The sequence below is a fragment of the Bradyrhizobium oligotrophicum S58 genome (assembly GCF_000344805.1).
Classification (GTDB): Bacteria; Pseudomonadota; Alphaproteobacteria; order Rhizobiales; family Xanthobacteraceae; genus Bradyrhizobium; species Bradyrhizobium oligotrophicum.
Genome location: NC_020453.1, coordinates 3,232,400 through 3,251,543 on the forward strand (window position 1 = coordinate 3,232,400; position 19,144 = coordinate 3,251,543).

The following is a 19,144-nucleotide window of genomic DNA, read 5'->3' on the forward strand; positions in this document are numbered from 1 at the left end:
GGTCCGCCCTCTCTGATCGCGAGGGCGCAGGGAATGCCGGGCGCTGGCCGCACCCATGGCCCGCCAGCTGAAAAAATGCTGGCGGCAGGAACCACAGGTTCAGCCGAGACATCCCGGCATTCCCCGCGCGATAGTTGGACGGCTTATACGTACTCTCCCCGGGGACCGGGCTTGTTTGCCCCCGTCACGGACGGATCATCGTCACCATCCGCTTGGCCTCAGCATCGGGAGACCAGGACCATACGACTTCGCCGGCGCATCGGCTCGTTCGTCCGCACGACCAAGGTCATGCTGCGAAACCGTTGCGCCTACCGCATCCCGCACCCGACGTTCCGTGACGATCGCGAAGCGCCCCTCGTGGCGAGGCAGGATGGGAGCAGTCAATCATGATTTCGGTAAAAAAGAAAGATGGATTTTTTACGCGTGGGGACTGGACAGCGGTGATGTGGTTGAGGCCGCGGGTGAAATCAGCTTTTCGGCGCAGGCGTTCGAGCTGCGATCGTGCCCATGTCGGACGGATTGCCGCGGGAGCGGCTCGGGAGGAAGCGCAACGGGGACGGCATGAGTCGCCCGGCGGGCAGCGAGCCCAGGATGGCTTGTTGTGCGCGCTCACGGCGTATCCGCACGCCTTGATGTCACTGGCGGTCTGCCGTCAGTTGCTGCCGGTAACGCTCGGCGTCCCAGTTCAGCAGGGCCTGCTCGTGCACGGCCGAGAGATAGATGACATCCGCGTCGAGCGGCAGGCGGCTGGTCACGAGCGCGAGGCAGCTCAGCATCGCCTCGGCGCCGGGACTGGCGTCGCTGCGGATGATGGCGCCGAGGCCCGGCGCCAGGGCCGCGACGGGAGCGGGCAGGCGGCTCGATGCCGTGCGCGCGAGCATCGTGGCGAGGCCGTCAGCGCCGTCGATCGTCGGCAGGGCCGGACCGAGAAACACGACGTGGTCGGGATAGAGCGAACCACCGGTCGCGATCATCAGGCTGAACGGATCGGTGGCGATGCCGTGGCTACCAGCATCCTGCGGCAGGCGATAGTCGGTGCCGGCGCACAGACGGCGCAATGCCGCTTCGTCGGCAGCAGGTGTCGGGCGCACTGGCAGCGCCAGCCGGCGCTCCACCTCATGGACCAGCGCCTCGGCCTCGTCGCAGGTCTCGGCGCCGACGACGAGGCCGTGATTGCCGAGGATCAGCACATCGATGCGCTCGCGCGCGACGATCTCGCTGACGGCGCGCGCCAGCGGCAGCCCTGGATGAAAGTAGTCGAGATCGCGCCAGGCGAGCCCATCCAGTCGCGCCGCAAATTCATCGCGGGCCTCGCGCCGGACCGCCCAGGCGATGGTGTTGACGGCGTGGACGTGCAGCACGATCCGGTGCGGCAGCAGCGCATGCAGCGAGGTCTCGATCGAGGCGCGCAACGGACCGGGCGCGGCGAGCGGGATGCGCTCATCGTCACCGGCGAGCGTCTCGCGGGCGGCCGGCAGCAGCACCGGCACGAAGATGTTCGTCTCGTTGGCGTCGGCAAGCCAGGTGCCGGACGCCTTCACCCAGAGCACGTCGTCCTGCTTGAGCGACGAGTTGCCGCCGGCGCCTTGCACCAGCAGCATGTTGCGGCCGACTCGTGCCGACATCTCGCTGAGATCATGAAGCTCTGCAGGCTCGCGCATCTCGCGTCTCCCTCGTCACCAGGCCAGATGTTGCATCGTCCAATTCGGCATGCGGCTCGGCGACGCCGCGAGCTTGCGCGTGGCGGCAGCCAGGTCCGAGGCGCCGGCCAAGGTGGTGCGATGCACGCCATCGGCGAGCAGCAGCGTCTGCAGCCCCTGCGCGCGGGCGCCGGCGACGTCGTGGTCGAGCGAGTCGCCGATCATCAGCACGCGATGCGGGTCCGGGTTGCCGAGCTGCGCCAGCGCCGCCGCGAAGATCGGCTGATACGGCTTGCCGACGAACGACACCGGGCCGCCGAGCCACTCATAGGCGCGCGCGAGCGTGCCGGGCGCGGGCACGAGGCCGGTTGCACCGAACATCATCAGGTCGGGGTTGGCGCAGATCATCGGCACGCCTCGGGCCGCTGCGCGCGCGAACTGATCGCGCCAGAGGTCGGGCTCGGTGAGGTCGTCGTCGAGGCCGCCGAGCAGGATGAAATCGGCATCGCGCGTGTCGTTCACGATCACGAGGTCGAGGCCGTCGATCAGCGAGCCGTCGCCGCCCCTGGTGATCAGGAAGCAGGCGTCGCCGCAGTCGGTGAACGGCGCGCGCGTGCGGTCGCGCAGGCCCGTCCAGGTCACCTCGCCCGAGGTGAGAATGCCGTCGTACGTCGAGCGCGGCAGGCCGAGCCGCGCCAGCCGCTCGGCATTGGGGCCCGCGCGCTTGCCGGAATTCGATAGCACGAGAATGTGCTTGCCGGCTTCCTTCAATCTGATGACGCAGTCGTGTGCCGCCGGAAACACCGTTCGGCCGTCATGCAGCGTGCCCCATTGGTCGAGCAGCACGTGATCGAACCGGTCGGCGATCGCGGAGAGGCCGCTGATCTCACACGCCGCGGCCGTCATCGTGGCGGCCCCTGCAGCGCCAGCAGCGCCGTGCCGTAGCTCGCCTCGGTCTGCGCCGCGACGCTCACCGGCACGCCGACGACACTCTGGCGAATGCGCGTCCAGGCCGCGTTCCTGGCGCCGCCGCCGATGCTGATCACGCGCCGCAGCGCCGGTGCGCCGAGCGCCTGGAGACGCCGATAGGCCAGCGCCTCGACGCTTGCAATGCCTTCGAGCAACGCCTGAAAGAAGCGGTGGTCTTCAGGCGGGCGCGGCGTGATCCGTGGCGCCAGCGCAGGATCGGCGATCGGAAAACGCTCGCCGGGCTTCGGCAGCGGATAGTAGTCGAGCCCGGTCGGCTGGTCGGGGCGCAGCAGCGGCGTCATGCGGGCCATGTCGTCGGTGGAGAAATGTGCGAGCAGCGCGGCGCCGCCGGAGTTCGATGCGCCGCCGGCGAGCCATTTGTCGCCGAGCCGGTGCGAGTACACGCCCTGGGCGGCGGCGAAGATCGGCTGTGTGGCGATCAGCTTCACCACCAGCGTGGTGCCGAGCGAGGTCACGGCATCGCCGGGCGTATCGGCGCCGGTCGCGATGAAGGCGGCGACGCCGTCGGTGGTGCCGGCCACGATGCGCGCCGATGGGGATAGTCCGAGCGTGCGCGCGATCGACGGATCGATGTCGGCGAACGGCGTGCCCGGCACCAGGATGATCGGCAGCACGTCAGGTGCGATGCCGAGCTGGTCGAGCCAGTATGGCCAGCAGCGCCGCACCGGATCATAGCCGAGCTTGAGAGCGTTGTTCTCGTCGCTGAAACCGTGACGGCCCGCGAGCCGTCCTGCGATCCAGTCGGCCTGGTGCACGGCGCGGTGCGCACCGTCAGTCTTGCCCAGCAGATGCAAGAGCTTGGCGAGCGCGCTGCTCGCACCATGCGCGCCGCTCTCGGGCGGCGCGACCGCGGCGATGCGTTTGGCCTCGCCGGTCGCGCGCGCATCGTTGTACATCAGGCCGGGCGAGCAGGGCCGTCCATCCGCATCGATCAGCAGCAGCGTGCCCGAGGTGCCGTCGACCGCGATGCGCGTGACGGCACCGAGATCGATGATCTCGCCGAGCTTCTCGATCGTCGCGACCACGGCCTGCCACCACAGCTCCGGATCCTGATCGATCGCGCCGCCGTCCTGACACGGGGCGGCGAGCGGAACGGCGGCCGCGCCACGGGCCGCACCGCTGTTATCGACGGCGCAGGCGCGCACGCCGCTGGTTCCCACGTCGATGCCGACAAATAACTCCGTCATGCGACCTCGTCTCGATTGCGCTGCAGCACGTTTGGGGGATTGACGGGCGGAGCAGCGTCTGCAATTTTTTGCAAGGCGTGAAGAATTTTGCAAGCAGACATTCGAGCAGGCATTCGTGACGACAGCTTCCGACAGGGCGCCCATGGTGGACGGCGAAGCCTCGCTGGCGACGCGCGCGGCGTGGCTGTATTTCGCGGCCGGGCTGACGCAGTCGGAGGTGGCGGACCGCCTCAACATCCAGAGCACCAAGGCGCATCGGCTGATCGCGCGCGCCAGCCGCGAGGGCATGATCCGCGTCTTCGTCGAGGGGCCCGTGGCGGAATGCGTCGCGCTGGAGAACGCGCTGGCCGACCGTTACGGGCTGGCGTTCTGCCGCGTCGCGCCGGATCTCGGCGAGGGCGAGCTGCCGCTGAAGGCGCTGGCCCTGGAGGGCGCGAGCTTCCTGCGCCAGGTGCTGGAGCGCGGCGACGACAAGATCATCGGCGTCGGCCATGGCCGCACGCTCGCGGCCGTCGTCGCGCAACTGCCGCAGACGCCGGCGCGCGACGTCCAGTTCGTGTCGCTGCTCGGCGGCCTCACGCGCAAATTCGCCGCCAATCCGTTCGACGTGATCCACCGCCTGGCCGAGCGCACCGGCGCGGAGGCCTATCTGCTGCCGGTGCCGGTGTTCGCCAACTCGGTCGCCGACCGCGCCGTGCTGATGCAGCAGTTCGGCATCGCCGACGTGTTCGCGCTCGCGCGCGCGGCATCGCTGCTGTTCGTCGGCATCGGCCAGATCCACGCCGACGGCTTCCTGGTGTCGAGCGGCATGATCAAGCCCGACGAGGTTGTCGAGTTGAAGCGCGCCGGCGCCTGCGCCGATCTGCTCGGGCATTTCTTCAATGCCGACGGCAAGCTGCTCGATCTCGATCTGTCGGCGCGCGCCACCTCGATGGCGGCCCGCGATCTCAAGAAACACCGCATCGTCGCCATCGGCGGCGGGCCGGCCAAGATCACGGCTCTGCGCGCCGTGCTGCGCAGCGGCTTCCTGAATGGCTTGATCATCGATGAGGTGACCGCTCAGGCACTATCTACCGACAAGCCGGAGAAAACATCCGGCAACTCCAAAAACAAAAGTCGGAAGGGCAGGTAACGCGAACAAGCAACTACAAACAAATGGGAGGGTAAGATGTACGATCGCGAGAAGAACCTATTTGCGTCCTACGCCGGCAAGCGCATCAGCCGGCGCGATCTGCTCGACGGCGCCGCCAAGCTCGGCATCGCCGGTGTCGCCGCCAATTCCGCCTTTGCGTCCGCGATGTCGAAGGCGATGGCCGCCGACTTCGACTGGAAGGCCCAGAGCGGCAAGACCGTCAAGCTGCTGCTCAACAAGCATCCTTACGTCGACGCGATGATCGGCGACATCGAGGCGTTCAAGAGCCTGACCGGCATGAATGTCAGCTACGACATCTTCCCGGAGGACGTCTATTTCGACAAGGTGACAGCGGCGCTGTCGTCGAAGTCCGATCAGTACGATGCCTTCATGACCGGCGCCTACATGACCTGGACCTATGGTCCGGCCGGATGGATCGAGGACCTCAACACCTACATCAAGGACCCCGCCAAGACCAATCCGGCCTTCGCCTGGGACGACGTGCTGCCCGGCCTGCGCTCGTCGACCGCGTGGGACGGCGTCGCCGGCTCCGAGCTCGGCTCGGGCAAGGCCAAGCAATGGTGCATCCCGTGGGGCTACGAGCTCAACAACATCACCTATAACCGCAACATCTTCGACAAGGTCGGCGTCAAGCCGCCGAAGAACCTGGACGAGATGCTCGACGTCGCCGCCAAGATCACCAAGGACGCCGGTGGTCCCTACGGCGTCGGTGTGCGCGGCTCGCGCTCCTGGGCCACCATCCATCCGGGCTTCCTGTCCGCCTATTCGAATTTCGGGCAGAAGGACTTCGTGATGGAGGGCGGCAAGCTCAAGGCCGCGATGAATACCAAGGCCTCGAAGGAGTTTCACGAGAAGTGGGTCAGGATGATCCAGGGCTCGGGCCCGAAGAACTGGTCGACCTACACCTGGTACCAGGTCGGCACCGACCTCGGCGCCGGCGCCTCCGGCATGATCTTCGACGCCGACATCCTCGGCTATTTCATGAACGGCGGCGAGAACAAGGAGCGCGGCAATCTCGGCTACGCGCCGTTCGCGGCCAACCCGGCCGCCAAGGCGCCGACGCCGAACGTCTGGATCTGGTCGCTCGCGATGTCGAGCTTCTCCAAGCAGAAGGACGCGGCGTGGCTGTTCATGCAGTGGGCGGCCTCGGTCGAGCACGATCTGTTCGGCGCCCGCAAGATGGACTTCGTCAATCCGGTCCGCACCTCGGTATGGAAGGACAGCGAGTTCCGTGACCGCATCGCCAAGTCCTATCCCGGCTATCTCGAGCAGCATGACCTGTCCGCGCCGGGTGCCAAGATCTACTTCACGGCGCAGCCGCTGTTCTTCGATCTCACGACCGAGTGGGCGGCCTCGCTGCAGAAGATGGTGGCCAAGGAGGTCAGCGTCGATGAAGGCCTCGACAAGCTGGCCGACAGCATCAACCGTCAGCTGAAGCAGGCCGGCCTCGGCTGAGGCTGGGCGCGGACCCTCCACGACCACCTGCCGGTCCGGCCGCTCCCCCACGGGCGTCCGGACCGGCCCATCACTGCGAATGTGTGATCACGCCTGTCATGAGCATGGCTGAACTTGTCGAGACCGAGGCGGCGCCGCGCCGCACGAAACGCTGGCGCGGGCGGCTGCTGCCGTATCTGCTGAGCCTGCCGGCGCTGCTGGTGTGCATCGCCATTCTGGTGCCGTTCGTGACCGCGGCGATCTATTCGCTGCAGCGCTACCGGCTCAATCTGCCGTATCTGCGCGGCTTCATCGGGGTCGACAACTACATCGACTTCCTGTCCGATCCGGCGTTCTGGAATACGCTGCGGATCTCGCTGGTCTATACCGCGGTGACTGTCATCGCCGAGCTGCTGCTCGGCCTCGGCATCGCGCTGCTGCTGCGCCGGCCGACCCGCTTTCACAACGCGGTCTCGATCGCATTGCTGCTGCCGCTGATGACGGCGCCGGCGATCGCGGCGCTGATGTGGAAGCTGATGACCAATCCGAGCTTCGGCATCCTGTCCTATCTGGTCGGCCTGTTCGGCGCGCATGATTTCAAATGGGCGTCCGATCCGTCGACTGCGCTGTTCACGGTGGTGCTGGTCGACGTCTGGGTCTACACGCCGTTCATCATGATCCTGCTGCTGGCGGGGCTGCGCTCGCTGCCGCGGCAGCCGTTCGAGGCGGCGGCGCTCGACGGCGTTCCGGCGAGCTTCGTGTTCTTCCGCATCACCTTGCCGATGCTCGCGCCCTACATCATCACCGCGTCGCTGTTCCGGCTGCTCGATTCCATTCAGCAGTTCGACATCGTCTATGCGATGACGCAAGGCGGGCCCGGCGACCGGCTGATGGTGTTCCAGGTCCAGGCCTACCTGGAGTTCTTCCAATACACCAATGTCGGACGTTCGGCGGCGCTGCTGATGATTCTCTGGCTGATCACCAACATCCTGTCCAACATCTTCATCAAGAACTGGCTTCGGCTGCGTGCGCGCGCCCACGGTCACGCCTGAGGAGGACGTCATGGATCACTCCACTTTGGCAGGGCGTATCTTTCGCGGCGTGGCGCTGTCGCTGGTGCTCGTGTTCTTCATGTTTCCGATCGTCTGGATTTTCCTGATGTCGTTCCAGACCAACGAGCAGATCCTGCGGATTCCGCCGCGCCTCCTGTTCGAGCCGACGCTCGCCAATTACGAGGCGCTGATCTCGGGACAGTTGCGCACCGCGGCCGGCAATCTGCAGCTTACCTTCATGCGCAATCTCATGAACAGCTTCATCCTGTCGAGCGCGTCGGTGATCCTGGCGCTGCTGCTCGGCGTGCCCGCGGCCTATGCGTTCGCGCGGTTCAAGTTCCGCCTCGGCGAGACCATTGCGTTCACGCTGCTGTCGTTCCGCTTCGCGCCGCCGCTGCTGGTGCTGCTGCCGTTGTCGCTCTACTACCAGCAGCTCGGGCTCAACGACACGTATTTCGGTATCGTCTGGGTCTACCAGCTGATCGCGCTGCCGCTGATCCTGTGGATCGTGCGCGGCTATTTCGAGGACATCAGCCCGGACATCGAGCACGCCTACCGGCTCGCCGGCCATTCCTGGCGCGAGGCCTTCACGCGCATCGCCGTGCCGCTGGCGGGGCCGGGCATTGCGGCGGCGGGGCTGCTGTCCTTCATCTTCTGCTGGAACAATTTCGTGTTCGCACTGATCCTGGCTTCCGCTGACAAGCAGCCGGTGACGGTCGGCGCGCTCGCCTTCGTCACAGCGTCGGGCATCCAATACGGCCAGATCGCCGCGGCGATCGTGCTGTCGGTGACGCCGACCCTGCTGCTTGCGCTGTATGCGCAGCGCTATCTGGTCGAGGGGCTCTCGCTCGGTGCGGTCAAGGGTTGAGGACATCATGGCGCGTCTCGAACTCAAATCCGTCAGCAAGGCGTTCGGCGCCGCGAGTTGTGCCAAGGGCGTGTCGCTGGCCGTCGAGCCCGGCGAGATCGTCGCCGTGTTCGGTCCGTCCGGTAGCGGCAAGACGGTGCTGTTGCGCATGATCGCCGGCATGTTCGAGCCGGACGGCGGCGACATCCTGGTCGGTGGCCGCTCGATCGTCGATGCACCGCCGGAGCGGCGCGGCATCGGCATGGCGTTCCAGAACTTTGCATTGTTTCCGCATATGAGCGCGCGCGACAACATCGCCAGCGGCCTGCGTGCGACGGGCGCAGGCGATATTGCGGCGAAGGTCGCGGCGATGAGCCGGCTGTTGAAAATCGAGCACGTGCTCGGCCACAGACCGCGCGAATTGTCCAATGGCCAGAAGCAGCGCACCGCGCTGGCACGCGCGCTGATCGGCAATCCCGAGGTGCTGCTGCTCGACGATCCCCTGCGCAATGTCGACGCCAAGCTGCGCTACGAGATGCGGCTGGAGCTGCCGAGCCTGTTGCGCCGGAACGCGGCGGCCGTGCTCTATGTCACGCAGGACTATCGCGAGGCGATGGCGATCGCCGATCGCATCGCGGTGCTGATCAATGGCCGCCTCGTGCAGGTGGCGCGCCCCGAGGAGATCTACGCCCGCCCGGCGTCGGTCGCGGTGGCGCGGCTGTTCGGCGATCCCAGCATCAACCTCTCCGAGGTGATGCCGGTTGCGGAGCAGGGGCGGATGACGGCGGCCATTGCCGGAACGCAAATCCGGCTCGACGCGGACGAGTTGCCGTCCAACACGCGTTGCTGGCTTGGCGTCCGTCCGGACGATGTCATGGTGACGCGTCAGGGCGGCGACGGCGCGATCCCCGCGCGCACCGTCGCGGTCACGCCGATCCACGAGCGTGCGGTGGTGCTGCTGCGCTTCGCCGACGGCTCGGAATGGCTGGCGGCGCTGGCGCCCGAGGCGCTGGAGGCCGGCCCCGACGAGGATGTGTTCGTGCGGTTCGCGCCCAATGCGGCGCTGCTGTTCGACCATGCGACGGGAGACCGCATCGGCCTGCCGGCGCGGCGGCAGGCGGCGTGAGGACCAGTCACATGCTCGAGATCCGCAACGTCGACAAGCTCTATCACAGCCGCGGCAAGCCGCCGGTTCATGCCGTGCGCGCGCTCGACATGGCGGTGAAAGCAGGCGAGATCGTCGCGCTGCTCGGCTCGTCCGGCTGCGGCAAGACCTCGACCTTGCGCATGATCGCCGGCTTCGAAAGCGTGTCGTCGGGATCGATCGCGCTGGCACAGCGGCCGATCCATGAGCTCCCGCCGGCGAAGCGCAAGGTCGCGATGGCATTCGAAGGCTATTCGCTGTATCCGCCGCTGACCGTGCGCGAGAACATCGCCTTCGCGCTGAAGGCGCAGCAGCTGTCGCGCGCCGAGATCGCCCATCGGGTCGACAGCATCGCCCGCCTGGTCGAGATCGAGGACATTCTCGATCATCATCCGCGCGCGCTCTCCGGCGGACAGCAGCAGCGGGTGTCGCTGGCACGTGCGCTGGTGCGCGACGCCGACCTCTATCTGCTCGACGAGCCGATGGGGCAGTTGGAGCCGCAGCTCCGCGCCGTGCTGCGCGGCCGCATCAAGGGCCTGCTGGCCGAGCGCGGCATGACCGCGATCTTCGTCACCCATGACCAGACCGAGGCCAGCGCGCTCGCCGATCGCATCGCCGTCATGGAGGACGGCGTGCTGCAGCAGTTCGCCAGCGAGAAGGAATTGAAGAACCGTCCGGCCAACCTGTTCGTCGCGAGCTTCATCGGCGAGCCGCCGATGAATTTGCTGGAGACGAATGTGGCGCAGGAGGAGGGCGGTTTCCGGCTCGCGGTCGGCGCCGATGTCGCCTTTCACATTCCCCGGCAGACGCTGGACGTCACCGCGCAGCAGGCGCTGGTGCAGGCCGATCGGATCAAGGTCGGCATCCGGCCGCAGCGGATCGCGATCGGGACCGGAGAGTCGCGGCTGCGCGTGGTCTCCAACCAATGGCTCGGCGATCAGTCGCATGTTGCCGGGGAATGCGCAGGGCATCTGCTGGTCGCGGTGACGTCGAGCAAGGTCGCTGCGAGGCCCGGTGACGTCGTGCCGTGTGCGCTGGAGGCGCGTCATCTGCATATCTTCGGCGCCGACGGCGTCTGCGTCCGCCATGCGGAGGCACGCTGACCATGGCGGCCGCTGCGACCCGCGATGTGATCATCGGCATCGACGCCGGGACGTCGGTGATCAAGGCGGTCGCGTTCGCGCGCAATGGCCGCCAGCTGGGCGATTTCGCCATTCCCAACAGCTACACCACGGCGCCGGGCGGCCGCGTCGAGCAGGACATGGAGCGGACCTGGACCGACACCGTGGCCGCTCTGCGTGGGCTCGGCGCAGCGCTTCCGGACCTGGCGCAGCGCGTGGCCGCGATCGCCGTGACCGGGCAGGGCGATGGCACCTGGCTGATCGATGCCGATGGCCGTCCGGTCGCGCCCGCCTTGTTGTGGCTGGACTCGCGTGCGGCGGGCTTGGTCGAATCCTTCCGCGCTGGCGAGCGCAACGCTGCGCACTATCAACGCACCGGATCGGGCCTCAACGCCTGCCAGCAGGGCCCGCAACTGGCCTGGCTGCAGGCGCATGACGCCGACATGCTGGCGCGCGCCAGCACGGTGTTCCACTGCAAGGACTGGCTCTATTTCAGGCTCACAGGCCAGCGCGCCACCGATCCGTCGGAGGCGTCGTTCTCCTGCGGCGATTTCCGCAAGCGTTGCTTCGACGGCGAAGCCGCTGATCTGATCGGCATCGCGGAGTCCATGCGCCTGTTCCCTGATGTCGTCGACGGCGTTGCCACGACGCATCCGTTGACGGCAAGTGCCGCGGTAGAGACCGGATTGCCCGAGGGCGTGCCGGTGTCGCTCGGCTATGTCGACGTGATCTGCAATGCGCTCGGCGGTGGGCTGTATGATCCCGCACCCGACGTCGGCTGCAGCATCATCGGCTCGACCGGCATGCACATGCGGCTGGTGAACAGCGCCGATGCGGTCAAGCTCAACGCCGAGGCGACCGGCTACACGATGCCGTTCCCAGTACCGGGCCAATATGCACAGATGCAGTCGACGATGGCCGCGACCCTGAACATCGACTGGCTGCTCGACGTCGCGCGCGGCGTGCTCGCGATGGAAGGCATCGCGCGGTCGCGCAATGATCTGATCAAGCGCCTGGACGAGCGTGTGCTGGCGGCGAGGCCGGGCGAGCTGCTATATCACCCCTTCATCTCCGATGCCGGCGAACGCGGCCCCTTTGTCTCTCATGAAGCGTCTGCGCAACTGATCGGCCTGCGCACCCGGCACGGCTATTGGGATCTGATGCGGGCGGTGATGGAGGGACTGGCCTTCGCCGCACGTGACTGCTACGCGGCGATGGGATCGCTGCCGAACGAGATACGGCTGACGGGAGGCGCGGCACGCAGCCGTGCGCTCGGCGCCATCATCGGCGCTGCGCTCGGCAGCACCATTCGGGTCTGCCGTCGCGAGGAGGCCGGCGCGTCGGGCGCCGCGATGATCGCGGCGGTCGCCACCGGACTCTACACGAACATGATGGACTGCGCGGAGGAGTGGGTGAGACCGTATCTGGATGGGCCGCAGGCGCCGGACGCCGCGTTGGCGGAACGATATGCGCAGCTGTTCCCGACCTATGTCGAAGCGCGTCTTGCCGCGCGGCCGGTGTGGAAGCAGCTCGCCAGACAGCGTGCAGGAGCCGATCATGTCTAGCTCCATCGCCATCATCGGCGACCGCTTCATGCTGCCCTCGGTGTTTGCCGAGCGCATCACGGCCACCTGCGGCGATGGCATCGACATCCGCATGCTCGAGCAGCCCTGGCCGGATGAGCCGATGGAGCACGGTTATGCCGGCTCCAAGCTCGACGGCCTGAAGGAGTTCATGGGCGACCCGGACGAACTGGCCGAGTTCATCGGGGAGGCGCCCCTGCTGGTGACGCATCTGGCGCCGATCTCGCGGGCGATGCTGCAGCGGCTGCCGAGCCTGAAATTCATCGCGGTGTCGCGCGGCGGCCCGGTCAATGTCGACATGCAGGCGGCGCGCGATCACGGCGTGCTGGTGGTCAACACGCCCGGCCGCAACGCCAGCGCGGTGGCCGAATTCACCATCGGGGCGATGCTGGCGGAGACCAGGCTCATTCGCAGCGGTCACGAATCCATGCGCGGCGGCGATTGGCGCGGCGATCTCTACCGCGCCGACCGCACGGGGCGCGAGCTCGGCGAAATGACGGTCGGCATCGTCGGCTATGGCGCGATCGGCACCCGCGTGGTGAAGCTGTTGAAGGCGTTCGGCTGCAAGGTCCTGGTGACCGATCCCTACGTCCAGCTCAGTGCCCAGGACCGCAATGACGGCGTCGAGCATGTCGCGCTCGCCGAGCTGCTGGCGCGTGCCGACGTCATCAGCCTGCATGCCCGCGTGACCGCGGAGACCACCGGCTTCATCGATCGCGAGGCGCTCGCGCAAATCAAGCCGGGCGCGATCCTGATCAACACGGCGCGCGGTCCACTGGTGGACTATGACGCGCTGTACGAGGCGCTCAGCTCACAGCGGCTTGCAGGCGCGATGCTCGACACGTTCGCGGTCGAACCGGCGCCGCCGGACTGGCCGCTGTTGCAACTGCCCAATGTCACGCTGACGCCGCACATCGCCGGCGCCTCCGTGCGCACCGTCACCTTTGCCGCCGACCAGGCGGCCGAAGAGGTTCGCCGCTATCTCGCCGGCGAGCCGCCGCTCAATCCCTGCTGACGAAAGGTTTTTCAATGAATCGCGAGGAACGACTGCTCCGCGAAAACATCATCGCCAAATGCCGGTGGATGAACGCGTCGGGCCTGAACCAGGGCACCTCGGGCAACATCTCCGCCCGCTACAAGGATCGCATGCTGATCACGCCGTCGGCCACGCCCTATGACTTGATGAAGCCGGACATGATCGCCTCGATGCCGCTCGAGGGCGACTACGGATCCTGGGACGGGCCGCTGAAGCCCTCGACGGAATGGCGCTTTCATCTCGACATCATGCGCGGGCGCGCCGATGTCGGTGGTGTCGTGCACACCCACTCGACCTACGCCACCGTGCTTGCGATCGCGCGCAAGTCGATCCCGGCCTGCCACTACATGATGGCAGCGTTCGGCGGCAATGACGTCCGCTGCGCCGGCTATGCGCGCTACGGCACAGCGGAGCTGTCGGAGCTCGCGCTCGCCGCGCTCGAGGGTCGCAACGGCTGCCTGCTCGCCAATCATGGCATGATCGCGGTGGGTGCCAATCTCGACAAGGCGATGTGGCTCGCGGTCGAGCTCGAGACCATTGCGAAGCAGTACTATCTGTCGCTCGCGCTCGGCCAGCCGCACATCCTCGGTGACGCCGAGATCGCCGAGACGGCGCAGGGCTTTTCGACTTACGGGCTGCAGGAGCCCAAAGCGAAGGCGACCAAGTCGGCCAAGCCTGTCAAGGCGGCAACGAAGACGCGTGCCGCCGCCGAGCGTCGCAAGCCTGAGAAGAAGCGCAGCATCAAGCGATGAACGCGACGGTCTCACGCAGCGGATCCGGTCACGGCTTGTTGGACCTCGCCGTGATCGGCGGCGGCATCAATGGCGCTGGTATCGCCCGTGATGCCGCCGGCCGCGGCCTGAAGGTGCTGTTGTGCGAGAAGGATGACTTTGCCGAAGGGACCTCGTCGCGCTCGGGCAAGCTGATCCATGGCGGCCTGCGCTATCTCGAGTACTACGAGTTCCGGCTGGTCCGTGAAGCTTTGATCGAGCGCGAGGTGCTGCTGGCGTCCGCGCCGCACATCATCTGGCCGATGCGCTTCGTGCTGCCGCATTCGCCGGAGCAGCGCCCCGCCTGGCTCGTGCGCACCGGGCTGTTCCTCTACGACCATCTCGGCGGCCGCAAGCAGCTGCCGGCGAGCCGCAACGTCGATCTCGCGCATGAGCCGGAAGGCGCACCGCTTCGCCCCGAATTCCGGCGCGGCTTCGAATATTCGGATTGCTGGGTCGACGATTCCAGGCTCGTGATCCTCAATCTGGTCGATGCCGCGCGCAAAGGCGCGGTCATCCTGCCGCGCACCCGTGCCGTGAGCGCGCGGCGAGAGGACGGTGTGTGGCTGCTGGACATGCACCGCGAGAATGGCGAGGTGCAGACCGTTCGTGCGCGGGCGCTGGTCAATGCCGCCGGGCCATGGGTGCAGGACGTCGTGCAGGGCGTCGCCGGGCTCAATTCAGCACACAATGTGCGCCTGGTGAAGGGCAGCCATCTGGTGGTGCCGAAGTTCTGGAGCGGCTCGCAGGCCTATCTGCTGCAGAACACCGACCGTCGCGTCATCTTCGTCAACCCCTACGAGACCGATCTGGCGCTGATCGGCACGACCGACATCGTGCATGATGGCCGCGCAGAAGACGTCGCGATCGATGGCGGCGAGATCGACTATCTTCTGGCTGTGCTCGATCGCTATTTCCGGGCTGCGCCTCGCAAGGCCGACATCATCCATGCCTTCTCGGGCGTGCGGCCGCTGTACGACGACAATGCCGACAATCCCTCGGCTGTCACGCGCGACTACGTGTTCGAGGTGCATGGCACCCCCGAGCAGCCGCCGCTGCTGTCGATCTTCGGCGGCAAGATCACGACCTTCCGCCGGCTCGCCGAGCAGGCGCTGGAGCGCCTCGCGCCGTGGTTTCCGCAGATGGCGCCGGCGTGGACGGCCGACGCCTGTCTTCCGGGCGGCAACCTCGGTTCGTCCTTCGAGCAGTTTCTCGCCGACCTCGCTGCTGCATATCCGGCATTGCCGCAGCAGGCGGTGACGCATTATGCGCGGCTCTACGGCACCTGCGCGCGGGATCTGCTCGGCTCGGCCCGCAGCACAGATGATCTCGGCCGTCATTTCGGCGGCACCTTCTATGAGCGCGAGCTTGCTTACCTGCGCGAGCGCGAGTGGGCTTCGACCGCAGCCGACGTCCTGGAACGGCGCACCAAGCATGGCCTGCATCTGACCCGCGCCGAGCGCGAGACGTTCGAGGCGCAGCTCTGACCAGGTCCGGCGTATTCGCAGCGCGAGAGGCAGTTCGGACCCGCCGGCCCGCTGCATCCGCGCCAGGTTTCGCTCGTCACACCTTCTGGCGGCCGTAGATCAGCAGCATCAGGATGATCACCGCGCCGTAGATCAACTGGCGGCCAGCCTCGCTGATCTGCATCACCGACAGGATCGACTGCAGCAGCGTGATCAGCACGACGCCGGCGACCGTGCCGAGATAGCTGCCGCGGCCGCCGAGGATGTGGGTGCCGCCGAGCACGACGGCTGCGATCGAGGGCAGCAGATAGGCGTCGCCCATCGACTGCGCGGCTTTCGACGCATAGCCCGCGAGCAGCACGCCGCCGAAGGCGGAGAGGGCGCCCGACAGCGCGAAGGCCAGCATCGTGACGCGGCGTGTGTCGATTCCGGAGAGGTAGGCGGCCCGCTCGCGATTGCCGATGGCGTAGATGGCGCGGCCGAAGGTCGTGCGCGACAGCAGCCAGATCGCTGCTGCACCGATGATCGCCCAGACCAGCACCGCATTCGGAAGGCCGGGAACGACATTGCCGGTGGCGAGATAGCGCATCGCCTTGGACGCGGAATCCTGCGGTGAGAAGCCGCCGGTGTAGGCCACCATCAGCCCCTGGGCGACCGCATTGGTCGCCAGCGTGATGATCATCGAGGGAATGCGCAAATAGGCGACGCCGATGCCGTTGAGGAAGCCGATGGCCGCCCCACAGAGGATGCCGCAGGGAATCGCGAGGATGACGCCGGCCGTGCCATGCGAAGCGACCGCGCACGCCATCATCGCGCCCGTGGTGACCACCCATGGCACGGACAGATCGATCTGCCCGAGCAGGATCACCAGCATCATGCCGGTGGCGATTACGCCGAGGAAGCTCGCGACCTTCAGCTGTTGCAGCAGGTAGTCCGGCGACAGGAAGCTGCGCGAATACAGGCTGCCCACCAGCAGCAACAGCAGGATGCAGCCGAACGACGCCGCCACCGCCGGGTCGATCCGGCGCAGCATGGCAATGCCGCGATGGGCCTGTTGTGATGCCATTGCGTCGCTCATCCGAACCACTCCAGCCGATTGCGCACACGAACCAGCCCGAACGCGCCGATCGAGACCGCGAGCATGAGCACGAGCCCCTGGAACAGCGGCTGCCACAGCGGATCGAAGTCGAACACGAACAGCAGGTCGCCGATGGTGCGGAAGGCGAGCGCGCCGAAGATCGCGCCGATCGCGCTGCCGCGGCCGCCCATCAGCGAGACGCCGCCGAGCACGACGGCCGCGATCGAGAACAGCGTGTAAGCGTTGCCGCTCGCATAGGCCGCCTCGCCCGTATACGAGAAGAATGTCAGGAACAGGCCGCCGATCGCGGACAACAGGCCGGCCAAGGTGTAGGCGGCGAACTTGGCGGCGCGGACCGGCGCGCCGGACATGTAGGCTGCGACCTCCGAGGAGCCGGTCGCGAACGCGGCCCGACCGACGACCGAGCGGCTGTAGGGCACCCAGATCAGGAGCGCGACGAGGGTCAGCGTCACCAGGCTGGTCGGCAGCACGCCGAACAGCCGCCCGGTCAAGGCATCCGCCAAGGTCTCGTTGACCGATCCGCCGGGATTGGGCCGCAGGAACAGCGCAATGCCGTAGTACATCGCGCCGGTGGCGATCGTGGTCACGATCGGCTGCAGCCGGCCGAAGATCACGATCGCGCCGTTGATCATGCCGCAGACGAGGCCGGTGCCGAGCACGCCGGCGACGCCGAGCGCGGTCTCGGTGGCGGTGCCGACCACGATCCAGGAGGCGAGGCAATTGGTCAGGGTCAGGATCATGCCGACCGACAGATCAATGCCGGCGGTGATCACCACGATCGCCTGCGCCATGGCGACGAAGGCCAAGAGCGTTGCCTTGTTGGCGGCGGTCTGCACCATGTTGGCGCTGAAGCCGGCCGGATGGTTGGTCGCATAGATCAGGAACATCGCGACGAAGATGCCGATCGCCAGCAACGTGCCGCGCTGTTCAGCGAGCCAGAACCGCCATTCGGTCATCCCACACTCGCTTCCGTCGGTTCGTGGTCGTCGACGTTGAGGGCGCTGCTGATCAGCGCGCGCTCGGTGATCTCGGCGCCCGCGAGCTCGCGCCTGATCGCGCCATCATACATCACCAGCACGCGGTCACAGCAGCCGATCAGCTCGTCATAGTCGGTCGAGTAGAGCAGGATCGCGGCGCCGTCGTCGGCGAGCCGGCGCAGCAGCCGATAGATCTCCTGCTTGGTGCCGACGTCGATGCCGCGCGTCGGATCGTTCAGCAGGATGATGCGCGGCCTGTTCATCAGCCATTTCGCGATCACGACCTTCTGCTGGTTGCCGCCGGACAGCGCGCTGACGGGGAGGTCGGGGGAGGCGGTCTTGATCTCGATCAGGCGGATCATCTCGTCGATCAGCGCCGACTGCCGTTGCCGGTCGATGATGCCGAACGTCGCGAAGCGGTCGAACGCGGCCGCCGAGAGATTGTCGCGCACCGACATCGGCAGCATCAGACCCTCGGTCTTGCGATCCTCCGGGATCAGCGCGAGGCCGATGTGGTCCGACTTGGCAGCGACCGGGCTGTCGATCTTCACGGTGTCGCCGTCGATCAGGATGTCGCCGCGGCAGTCTCTGAGCACGCCGAACAGCGCCAGCAGCAGCTCGCGCTGGCCCTGGCCGTCGAGGCCGCCGAGGCCGATGATCTCTCCGGCGTGCAGCGAGAACGAGATGTCCTTCAGCCGATCGCCCCAGCCGAGCCGCTTGCATTGCAGCGCCGGCGGCCGGCCGTTACTCTTGCGGACCGGCTTGTCGGGAAAGGCATGCTTGTATTCGCGGCCGATCATGAGTTCGATCACTTCGGCATCCGTCTTGGTGCCGGCGGCGAAGGTCGAGATCCTGCGGCCGTTGCGGAATACGCTGCACTCGTCGGCGAGTTCGGCGATCTCGTGCATGCGGTGGGAGATGTAGAGCAGCGCGAGTCCTTCGGTCCGCAGCCGCTTCAGCACCTCGAACACCTTGCTGACGTCGGAGGCCGTCAGCGCCGATGTTGCCTCGTCGAGGATCAGGATCTTCGGCCGCCGCGCCAGCGCTTTGGCGATTTCGACCATCTGCCGGCGCGACAGCGGCAGGTCCTTCACCAGCGCACGCGGATGGATGTCGCCGGCGCCGGCGCGATGCAGCGCCTGCTCGGCGATGGCGCGCTGGCGCCGCCGGTCGATCATGCCAAGCCGCGTCGGCGGATGAGAGATCATGATGTTGTCGGCGACCGACAGATCGGGGATCAGCGACAGCTCCTGGAAGATGCAGACGACGCCGGCATCGGTTGCGGCCGCCGGGCGCGCGAAGGCCACCTCGCGGCCTTGCAGCGTCATGCGTCCTTCGTCCGGCGCGACCACGCCGACCATCAGCTTGATCAGCGTCGACTTGCCGGCGCCGTTCTCGCCGAGAATGGCGTGGATGCGGCCGGGGTGAACTTCGAGGTCGGCCCGGTCGAGCGCAATGACGCCGCCATAGCGCTTGGACAGTCCTTCCGCGCGAAACAGCGGCTCTGCCGCGATCATGCTGATCCCCTCAGCGGTTCTGCAACAGGGACGTGCTCGCCGCGAACGGGCTCACGAACCAACGATGATGTGCGGAGCGACACGCCCGAATTGCCGCATCCGATCCGCCGCGCAATTCGGCGCGCGGC

The 19,144-nt window shown here is 67.0% G+C and carries 16 protein-coding genes; 10 read left to right on the forward strand and 6 right to left on the reverse strand.

Features of this window, described 5'->3' with window-relative positions; all coding sequences use genetic code 11:
* Positions 1 to 635: 635 nt before the first annotated feature.
* Genes S58_RS14070 through S58_RS14080 form a run of 3 tightly spaced genes read right to left on the reverse strand, consistent with a single transcriptional unit; the run spans position 636 to position 3,817 of the window.
* Positions 636 to 1,661 (reverse strand): class II aldolase/adducin family protein, encoded by a 1,026-nt coding sequence (locus tag S58_RS14070; protein ID WP_015665993.1) that lies wholly within the window; start codon positions 1,659 to 1,661, stop codon positions 636 to 638.
* Positions 1,662 to 1,676: 15 nt separating this feature from the next.
* Entirely contained in the window at positions 1,677 to 2,546 is an 870-nt protein-coding gene (locus S58_RS14075) for a TIGR01459 family HAD-type hydrolase (RefSeq protein WP_015665994.1), read from the reverse strand.
* Positions 2,543 to 3,817 (reverse strand): FGGY-family carbohydrate kinase, encoded by a 1,275-nt coding sequence (locus S58_RS14080; RefSeq protein ID WP_015665995.1) that lies wholly within the window; start codon positions 3,815 to 3,817, stop codon positions 2,543 to 2,545. The genes S58_RS14075 and S58_RS14080 overlap by 4 nt, the downstream gene beginning before the upstream one ends.
* Before the next feature lie 142 nt (positions 3,818 to 3,959).
* Between S58_RS14080 and S58_RS14085 the strand changes: the two genes are divergently transcribed.
* The 10 genes from S58_RS14085 (at position 3,960) to S58_RS14130 (ending at position 15,444) form a co-directional block, all read left to right on the forward strand.
* Entirely contained in the window at positions 3,960 to 4,949 is a 990-nt protein-coding gene (locus S58_RS14085) for a sugar-binding transcriptional regulator (protein ID WP_015665996.1), read from the forward strand.
* Positions 4,950 to 4,985: 36 nt separating this feature from the next.
* Positions 4,986 to 6,425 (forward strand): extracellular solute-binding protein, encoded by a 1,440-nt coding sequence (locus S58_RS14090; RefSeq protein ID WP_015665997.1) that lies wholly within the window; start codon positions 4,986 to 4,988, stop codon positions 6,423 to 6,425.
* A gap of 104 nt (positions 6,426 to 6,529) precedes the next feature.
* Positions 6,530 to 7,456 (forward strand): carbohydrate ABC transporter permease, encoded by a 927-nt coding sequence (locus S58_RS14095; RefSeq protein ID WP_173424426.1) that lies wholly within the window; start codon positions 6,530 to 6,532, stop codon positions 7,454 to 7,456.
* 10 nt (positions 7,457 to 7,466) lie between these two features.
* Complete coding sequence (locus S58_RS14100; protein ID WP_015665999.1) at positions 7,467 to 8,324, forward strand: carbohydrate ABC transporter permease; 858 nt, start codon at positions 7,467 to 7,469, stop codon at positions 8,322 to 8,324.
* A 7-nt stretch (positions 8,325 to 8,331) separates the two neighbouring features.
* Positions 8,332 to 9,429: an ABC transporter ATP-binding protein gene (locus S58_RS14105; RefSeq protein WP_015666000.1), complete on the forward strand. Its 1,098-nt coding sequence runs from the start codon at positions 8,332 to 8,334 to the stop codon at positions 9,427 to 9,429.
* Between the two features lie 11 nt (positions 9,430 to 9,440).
* Positions 9,441 to 10,550: an ABC transporter ATP-binding protein gene (locus S58_RS14110; protein WP_015666001.1), complete on the forward strand. Its 1,110-nt coding sequence runs from the start codon at positions 9,441 to 9,443 to the stop codon at positions 10,548 to 10,550.
* 2 nt (positions 10,551 to 10,552) lie between these two features.
* Complete coding sequence (locus S58_RS14115; RefSeq protein ID WP_015666002.1) at positions 10,553 to 12,133, forward strand: FGGY-family carbohydrate kinase; 1,581 nt, start codon at positions 10,553 to 10,555, stop codon at positions 12,131 to 12,133.
* Positions 12,126 to 13,166: a 2-hydroxyacid dehydrogenase gene (locus tag S58_RS14120; protein WP_015666003.1), complete on the forward strand. Its 1,041-nt coding sequence runs from the start codon at positions 12,126 to 12,128 to the stop codon at positions 13,164 to 13,166. Before S58_RS14115 ends, S58_RS14120 begins: the two co-directional genes overlap by 8 nt.
* Before the next feature lie 14 nt (positions 13,167 to 13,180).
* Positions 13,181 to 13,939, forward strand: a complete 759-nt coding sequence (locus tag S58_RS14125; RefSeq protein ID WP_015666004.1) for a class II aldolase/adducin family protein — start codon at positions 13,181 to 13,183, stop codon at positions 13,937 to 13,939.
* On the forward strand, positions 13,936 to 15,444 hold the full coding sequence (locus S58_RS14130; protein WP_015666005.1) for a glycerol-3-phosphate dehydrogenase: 1,509 nt from the start codon (positions 13,936 to 13,938) through the stop codon (positions 15,442 to 15,444). Before S58_RS14125 ends, S58_RS14130 begins: the two co-directional genes overlap by 4 nt.
* Positions 15,445 to 15,520: 76 nt before the next feature.
* Here the strand turns inward: S58_RS14130 and S58_RS14135 are convergent, their stop codons facing one another.
* From S58_RS14135 to S58_RS14145, 3 genes are read right to left on the reverse strand one after another with little or no spacing between them, the layout of a single operon-like run.
* On the reverse strand, positions 15,521 to 16,501 hold the full coding sequence (locus S58_RS14135) for an ABC transporter permease (protein WP_015666006.1): 981 nt from the start codon (positions 16,499 to 16,501) through the stop codon (positions 15,521 to 15,523).
* The gene (locus S58_RS14140; RefSeq protein WP_015666007.1) at positions 16,498 to 17,478 is read right to left on the reverse strand and encodes an ABC transporter permease; all 981 of its coding nucleotides are present in this window, start codon (positions 17,476 to 17,478) and stop codon (positions 16,498 to 16,500) included. The genes S58_RS14135 and S58_RS14140 overlap by 4 nt, the downstream gene beginning before the upstream one ends.
* On the reverse strand, positions 17,475 to 19,016 hold the full coding sequence (locus tag S58_RS14145) for a sugar ABC transporter ATP-binding protein (protein ID WP_015666008.1): 1,542 nt from the start codon (positions 19,014 to 19,016) through the stop codon (positions 17,475 to 17,477). Before S58_RS14145 ends, S58_RS14140 begins: the two co-directional genes overlap by 4 nt.
* Positions 19,017 to 19,144: the final 128 nt, after the last annotated feature.